This is a genomic window from Rothia mucilaginosa (assembly GCF_964210535.1).
GTDB lineage: Bacteria > Actinomycetota > Actinomycetes > Actinomycetales > Micrococcaceae > Rothia > Rothia mucilaginosa_F.
Genome location: NZ_CAXOMR010000038.1, coordinates 1 through 7,706 on the forward strand (window position 1 = coordinate 1; position 7,706 = coordinate 7,706).

A 7,706-nucleotide genomic window follows, 5' to 3' on the forward strand; every position below is an offset into this window, starting at 1 on the left:
GGGCCGGTAGCGATACCCGTTGCGCCTGGTGTGACGCTGCGGATCTTGTTGACCCCACTGGGCCCCGCACACCGCATCAGCGTCCGCTGAGAGCAACGCGTTGATCACGTGCTGGAGCAGGGAACGCATCAAATCTGGGGATGCCTGGGATAACGCCTCGCCAAGCAGGCCAGCAGGGTCGATAATATGAGGAGCGGTCATCGTTGTGCCTCCAAATCGTTTCGAGTCAGAAGTAGAGAGCTTTCTCGAAGGATCACACGGTGACCGCACCCATATCAAACGGGCCGATCACCACACGGTTACACCACTATGCGGGACGCTACTCTTTCAAACCGCTTAGTTACCGCCTGTTTGAGGCTAAGCGGTATATCGAAAACGTTGGTATATCAGTCAAAACATGGTGTGTTGCCGCCTCTACCGCCTAATTTCTAAAAAGTGTACACGCGAGTGTTCATCTTCCTACATATGCGTGTGTATATATAAAAGTTTTCGGTTTTAGGCGGTGAAGGCGGTAAAGGGTTGGGATTCGGTTGAGATACGAGGGAAAATGCTATACCGCTTTTGCATTTTCAGGCGGTAAACAGCCGGTATCAACGCCGATTAGGCGGTGAAAATCCTCCTCTGCAACCTCCCTCCCACGAGATCATGCACGAGCGAAGATAGTCATACGCCCCGAAGGGGCGTTGGATGATAGTCCTCGATGTTGGGTGATAGTCCCCCCTCCCCCCACCTCGACGACGGGCCTGAGTTTGGCTGAAAGGTAGGGAATAACATAGGGATTCGGTCTCGTCAGGGCAAAACAAAACCCGGTATCTCAGCGACTTTTCGTTGAGATACCGGGTTTTTCTGGTTGCGGGGACAGGATTTGAACCTGCGACCTCCGGGTTATGAGCCCGGCGAGCTACCGAACTGCTCCACCCCGCGGCGACTCATACAACTATACAGACCCCAAACCGGGCATGCAAGCCAAAAACGCGATTTGTAACCAAGCACACAAAAATAGGGGCTGTTGGGTAGAAAGCAGTTGGGTAGAAAGCAGTTGGGTAGGAATAGGGGCTACGGGGCAGTGCCAGGGGTAGAACATACAGGAACGGGGTGGAAGCGATACACTTCCACCCCGTTCCGTCAGAGACCGCTAGAGGTAGTCAGTAGGAGCCGTATCCAGTGCAGGCCCCGGTTCTAGAGCGAGGACGCTAGACCCGTGGACATCCGATCCGTGAGCATCCGGTATGCGCTACTCCCCCGCCGCCTCAGGCATCCTAGTGAGAAGTCGAAAGGCTCGCGCTGGGCTTAGCGCTAGCCGCTGCGCTCGGAGCCGCCGAGGCGCTGGGCGCTGCCGATGCAGAAGCCTTAGCGGAAGCCGCGCTCTGCGCCTCCTCAGCCTCCAGAGCCTTCTTCACGGCTGCTTCCAGACGCTTCTGAGCCTCACCGTAGGCGGCCCAGTCACCCTTCTTCATTGCCGCATCAGCATCGGTCATCGCCTTCGAGGCATCCGTCAGAGCCTGCTTCAGCTCCGAAGACTGCGAAGTCGACGAACCGCCGGTCGAACCTCCGGTCGAAGCGCCCGAAGAACCAGAAGCCGAGGGGCTGGCCGACGCCGAACCGTCCAGCTTCGCGCCCGAAGAGCCACCGAACACCTGGTTCAGCGCCTCCTCCAGAGTCGGAGCGAAACCGACCTTATCGCCGAAGCTCACCAGCACACGCTGCAGACGCGGGTACTTAGCGTCACCGCTCGACTGCACGTACACCGGCTGAACGTACAGCATGCCGCCGCCCACCGGCAGAGTCAGCATATTGCCGTTAATAACCTCAGACGAACCGCGGCGCAGCAGGTTCAGCTGGTTCGACACCTCAGCATCAGAGTTGAAAATATTCTGAGCCTGGCCCGGGCCCGGAACCACCGAAGAACGCGGCAACTCCAGCAGACGCAGCTTGCCGTAATCGGGGCTACGCTCGCCGTCCTTACCGGTACCGGCATCACCATTAGCGGCAAGGAAGCCGTACATCACGTTACGAGAGTTCGAGTCGCTCTGCTGAGGAATGAACGTGGTCGTCAACGAGAAGTGCGCGCGAGAATCACCGGGCATCTGCAGAGACAGGTAGTACGGCGAAATCGGCTGGTTACGATCATTAGTCGGGTCATTCGGAATCGACCAGACATCATCACCGGCGTAGAAGCTATTCGCGTTCGTCACGTGGTACTTATTCAGCATGGTGCGCTGAATATTGAACATGTCAGTCGGGTAACGCACGTGGCTCATCAGCGACGCGTTCATCTCGCGGTAGCTCTTCACCGTGCCAGGGAAAACACCCTGCCACGCCTTCAGCACCGGATCCTCCTCATCCCACGCGTACAGGGTCACCGAACCGTCGTACGCGTCCACGGTAGCCTTCACCGAGTTACGGATGTAGTTCACCGAGTTAGAACGCTGAGCACCCGCAGCGGTTGCCGCATCCTGGGAGCTACCCTGCGCGTAGGGGAACTGATCGCTCGTAGTGTAAGCATCCACAATCCACTGCACGCGGTTATTCACAATCGCCGGGTACGGCTTAGAATCCACGCTCAGGTACGGCGCCACCTTACGCACACGATCGAGCGGGTTGCGTTCGTACAGAATCTGCGAACCCTCACGCACCGCGTCCGAAAGCAGAATGTCAGAGGACTGGAACTTAATCGCGTAGGACAGACGAGCCAGCAGCGAATCAACGCGAGGACCACCATAACCGGCGAAAGTGTACTTCGCATCGGAGGTGTTGGTTTCCTCAGCAGAGAGCGGACGGTCCAACTCCAGGGTGTCGCCCTTACCGCCCACAATCGAATACTCCGGCGAGCTCATGCCAAAGTAAATACGCGGCTCATAATCCTCGCTCAGGGTACCGGTCGCCTTAATGCCGGACTGCAGGAACTTCGGGTTACCCGCAGAATCCACCTGGTTACCGTACGCGGCAATCACGCCGTAACCGTGGGTGTACACCACGTGGCGGTTATACCAGGAATCACCGCTCGTCTGCGCCGGGTTCAGCTCACGAGCCGCCAGCACCGTATCCTGCGTGGTGTTACCCACCGCATAACGGTCCACCGACAGCTGCGAATCGAAACGATAGTACGGGCGGAACTGCTGCATCTGCGCAAACGCCGAGGACACAACATTCGGATCCAACAGACGAATATTCGCAATAGTCGCGCTCGAAGAGCTCAACGCACCCGCACGAGTATCAATCGTCGCGTCATACGGAGTGGTCTCAATCTTGTCCAAACCGTACGCGTAACGGGTCGCATCAATATTGCGCTGAATGAACTTCGACTGAGCACCCTGCTCATTCGGAACCACCTGGAAACGCTGAACAATCCACGGGTACAGACCGCCAGCAACCAGAGCAACAACCACCAGCATCGCGGTGCTAATCAGCGGCAGGCGCCAACGATTCATCGAAGCCGCCACCACAAACATGACAGCCACCAGCAGAGCAGAAATCGCCAAAATAGCGTTCACCGGAATTGACGAGTTCACGTCCGTGTACATTGCGCCAGCCCAGCGGCCTACCTGCTGCTGAGTCGACGAATAGCGGTCCAGCCAGAAGCTCACCGCACGAGTCAGCAAGAACGCAGCCGCCACGATCGCAGCGTGACGACGGAACGCCACAGTAGTGCTCACACCACCCGGCTGCACCTTAATACCGCCGTAGAAGTAGTGCATAAACAGACCCGCGAGCGCCGACAGCACCACAGCGGAGGTCACCAGGGTTACCACCATGCGGAAGAACGGCAACGCAAACAGGAAGAAACCGTAATCCAGACCAAACTCCGGGTCCGTCTTACCGAAGGACTGCTGGTTGAAAAACAGTGCAACCGTGCTCCACTGGGTCATCGTCGCCGAAGCAATGAACAGACCCAACAGCAGCGGAACCGCAATCAGCAGAACCTTACGCGCCTTATCCACGCTCTCGTGGTAGCGGCGCATGCTCTCCTCAGCACGCTGCTGGCCAAACACGTCACGCAGCATCTGCTCGGCAGCATCCGTGCCGCTGGTCGGCACGCTCTGATTCGGGTTCGGCGCCTCCTGCGGCTTCTTCTCGGACGCGGGTGCCACATCAGCATGACGGACCGCATACGACATCGAAGCCCACAGCGGCACAGAAACCACCAGGGCAGCCACCACAAACACGGCGGCCTTCAACAAAATCTGGGTAGTGAACACAGTGCTATAACCCAGCTGATCAAACCACAGCCAGTCCGTGTACACCTGAGACGCACCCACAAAAGCGGCAATGAGCACCGCCACCACAGCAATCGTCACCCGCAAGGGGCTACGACGCTTAGGCGTGGACTTCTTCGGCTTGGGATGCGCGGTGTTATTGGTCGACTCAGACACAATTCCTCGCTCATCATACGTTCAGAGAAAATAACTGCCTTTAAGTATCTCAGAGGTACAGCAGAAGGGCAGAACCTCGTAGAAGCTTGGGGCGAAATATGACCGGGTTGAGAGGTTTTGGGATGCGAAATGCTGAGGTGAGAGGTGCTGGCGAGGATTACGGAGACGCAGACGAGGACAGAGAATAGGGTGCAGAACAGCCCCGGTACCGTAAAGTACCGGGGCTGACTTCTACGCTATACGGGTGAGAACCTCGCGGAGAGAAACGTTACGTTAGGAGCCGCAGCGGGGCAGGGAATCATCCGGGGTGCCGGACTTAATCGCCTCCACCGTCTTCACCGCCTCATCCAGGGTTGAGACAGGGATTACCACCATCTCGCCCTTGACCTGGCCTGCGTGATAGTAGTTGAACAGTGCCGGGTCCTCAGCCTGCATCTTCACAATCGAATCGCAGTTCTCCTTCGGTGCCAAGAAGTAGCGCGCACCGTAACGGCCCGTCGCCAAAATCTTGTACTTAATGCCGCCAATTGCGCCGACCTTACCGTTCGCATCAATCGTGCCGGTACCCGAAATGTAGCTGCGGTACGGGTCGCCTCCGGCATCCTCATCGGCGAGCAAAGTACCCTCGCTCAGCTTATCGACCGTGCCCAGCGCCAGCATCAGACCCGCGCTCGGGCCGCCCACACCGTCCAGGTTGTACTGCACGTGTGCCGGCAGGTCGTAGCTCTGCTTCAAACCCGCGCCCAGAATCCAGCGGCTATCGTCACTGGAACGAACCGGGGTCAGCTTGAATGTCTGCTGCTTGCCGCCACGTTCCACGGTCACATCAATCGGCGAGCCGTTCGAGGCGTTTACCGCCTTCGGAACATCGGTGAGGGTCTCAATCTGCTTCTCCCCCACCTTCACGATGCGGTCATCAGCCTTCAGCGCGCTCGCCGCCGGGGAACCCTCCACCGTGGAAAGCACCTGAACCTTCTCGGTCACCGCCATCTTCAGCTGACGCATCGCCGCGACCTTCGCCTGAGTCTGTGAATCAGCCATCTGCGCGCCGGTCGCCGCCGTCGCCTGCTCATGGCTCACGTGCGGGTACAGGGCATCGGTCGGCACCACGAGGCTGCGGTTACCGTCAAACGCCAACCAGCCGTAGAACGCCTCCGCACCGGACAGCTCAGTGTAGGGACCACCCGAAACCGACACCGTGGTCATGTTCATCTTGCCGAACGTCTTATAGCTCGGCGCACCCGAGACCTCAATGACGTCCTTCTCCTGGTAGGTTCCGAGCACGTCAAAGAGAGGGCCGGGGCCCTCCTTCACATAGGAGCTGGGCAGCACAAAAGCACCAGCCAGCAGGGCGCACGTCGCCACAGCGCTCACCGAACGCAGGTTCACACGGCGCGGCGCAAAACGCGAACGGCGCTTAGCCGCCTTCTCATTACTCTTCACGCTCGCGGAGGCGGCGTTCGGCTGCTGCTCAGCATCGGGGGTGGACTTAGTCATGGTTTCTACAGTACCGGATAAACCTACTTTTCAACACGCGCGCGGGCACCCTCACCCAGCTAAAAATAGAGCAACCACGGGGCGTTTACTCTCTTGCCCCCGCTCTTGCCCCCGCCGCACTGTGTCAGCACCCCGAGGTTACAGCGGCACGAAAAAGCTCCCAAACCCCGGCGCCAGAGACAAGCTTGTGAGCCCTCAGCTGATTAAGCCGCATCCACAGCGGTGGCGCGGGAAATTCTCAGCAAAAATCGGTAGGCTGGACAGCGAGCGGGCCAGCTACGCCCACCCCCGGATTACGAAAGGCTTCACATGTCTGAGAACCCCACCGGCGGCGCCTCCAACGAGCGCGACCCCCTCGAAGAATTCCTTAAGAAGATGCAGGAGCAGGGCTTCGACCCCTCCGCAGGGGCAACCGGCCAGGGCGGCAAGGGCGCCTCCAACGCGCAGAACCCCTTCGGTGCGCTCTTCGGTGAAGGCGGCCAGAACCCCTTCGGCATCAGCATCGACCCCGAAGACCTGAAGAACATGGGCATGAGCTTCGACCCCGCCATGATGCAGAGCATGTTCGCGCAGGTGCAGGCAATGTTCTCCGGCGCGGGCGCATCCGACAGCCCCAGCGGCGTGAACTGGGATAACGTGAAGAACCAGACCCGCCAGATGCTCGCTTCCATGGGTGAAGACCCCTCCGTACCCGAAAACCTCAAGCGTGCTGTAGAAGACGCGGCGAACCTCGCCGACCTCTGGCTGGACGCAGTGACCACCATTGAACGCCACAACCACCCGGTGCAGGCATGGTCCAAGGCAGAATGGGTTGAGCATTCCTTCGACTCCTGGCGCGAAATGGTCGAGCCGGTCGCAGCCGAAGTCACCCAGTCCATGGTCATGCCCGGCGCACCCGAAGACGTACCCGAAGAGATCTCGCAGATTCTCAACAGCGGCTTCTTGAACAACATTGGTTCCGTAATTTTTGGTGCGCAGATGGCTCAGGCGCTCGCGCAGCTCGCCGGTGAGGTGTATTCCTCCACCGACGTGGGCTTCCCCCTCGCGCCCGGCTCCTCCGCGCTGCTGCCCAACGGCTACCAGCAGCTCGCCGACAGTATCGAGGTGCCCCCGCAGGAGGTCCTGCTCTACCTTGCCGTGCGTGAATCCGCGCTGATCCGCCTGCACAAGGCAAACCCCTGGCTGCGTGAAGACCTGGTCCAGCTCGTGGCGCGCTACGCCCGCGGCATTCGTGTGGACATGAACCGCATGCAGGACGCCGCATCCCAGGTGGACATGAGCAACCCCGACGCCGTACAGGAAGCATTCGAAGGCGGCATGTTCAGCCCCCAGCGCACCGAAGACCAGGAACTGGCGGTACAGCGTCTGGAGGGTCTGCTCGCCCTCATCGAAGGCTGGGTATCCGTCGTAACCGAGGACGCGACCCGCAACCTGCCCAAGGCACCGCAGCTGACCGAAATCATGGCGCGCCGCCGCATCGACGGCGGCCCCAGCGAGCAGGTCTTCGAGAACCTGGTCGGCTTGGAACTGCGCCCGCGCCTGGTGCGTGAAGCACAGCAGTTCTGGCGCTGGTACGAAAACGCCCACGGCATTGAGGCACGCGACGGCCTCTGGGACACCCCGGAGACCCTACCCACCCCCGCCGAGCTGGAAGACTTCACCGCATACGATGCGCGTATGAACGAAATCAGCCTGGACGACGTGGACTTCGACTCGGAGCTGCAGAAGCTGCTGGACGGCGGCTTCGGCGACGCGCCCGAAGAGAAGTAAAGCTGAGCAAAGTAAAGCTGAGCGAAGTAACGCTGAGCGGCGAAAGTTAACAGCTGACACCTCGAG

General features: G+C 59.5%; 4 protein-coding genes and 1 tRNA gene. 1 reads left to right on the top strand and 4 read right to left on the bottom strand.

Annotation, left to right across the window (positions count from 1 at the left end):
- From AB8C10_RS09140 to AB8C10_RS09155, 4 genes are all read right to left on the bottom strand, one after another.
- Positions 1-201: transposase (locus tag AB8C10_RS09140; protein ID WP_368867544.1), on the bottom strand; the 201-nt coding region annotated here is incomplete at its 3' end.
- 646 nt (positions 202-847) lie between these two features.
- Positions 848-924 (bottom strand) — tRNA-Met (locus AB8C10_RS09145).
- Positions 925-1,259: 335 nt separating this feature from the next.
- A complete protein-coding gene (locus AB8C10_RS09150) occupies positions 1,260-4,373 on the bottom strand; it encodes a UPF0182 family membrane protein (RefSeq protein ID WP_368867545.1) in 3,114 nt (1,037 codons plus the stop codon).
- Between the two features lie 273 nt (positions 4,374-4,646).
- Positions 4,647-5,870, bottom strand: coding sequence for a YlbL family protein (locus tag AB8C10_RS09155; RefSeq protein ID WP_297606208.1), 1,224 nt, complete (start codon positions 5,868-5,870; stop codon positions 4,647-4,649).
- Between the two features lie 309 nt (positions 5,871-6,179).
- Here AB8C10_RS09155 and AB8C10_RS09160 point away from each other — a divergent pair, with 309 nt between their 5' ends.
- A complete protein-coding gene (locus AB8C10_RS09160) occupies positions 6,180-7,640 on the top strand; it encodes a zinc-dependent metalloprotease (protein ID WP_368867546.1) in 1,461 nt (486 codons plus the stop codon).
- The last annotated feature ends 66 nt before the right edge of the window (positions 7,641-7,706 follow it).

What these genes read in the sequence shown, in the direction of transcription:
- AB8C10_RS09155 (WP_297606208.1), bottom strand. Translation starts at nt 5,870, where the DNA reads ATGACTAAGTCCACCCCCGATGCTGAGCAGCAGCCGAACGCCGCCTCC.
- AB8C10_RS09160 (WP_368867546.1), top strand. Translation starts at nt 6,180, where the DNA reads ATGTCTGAGAACCCCACCGGCGGCGCCTCCAACGAGCGCGACCCCCTC.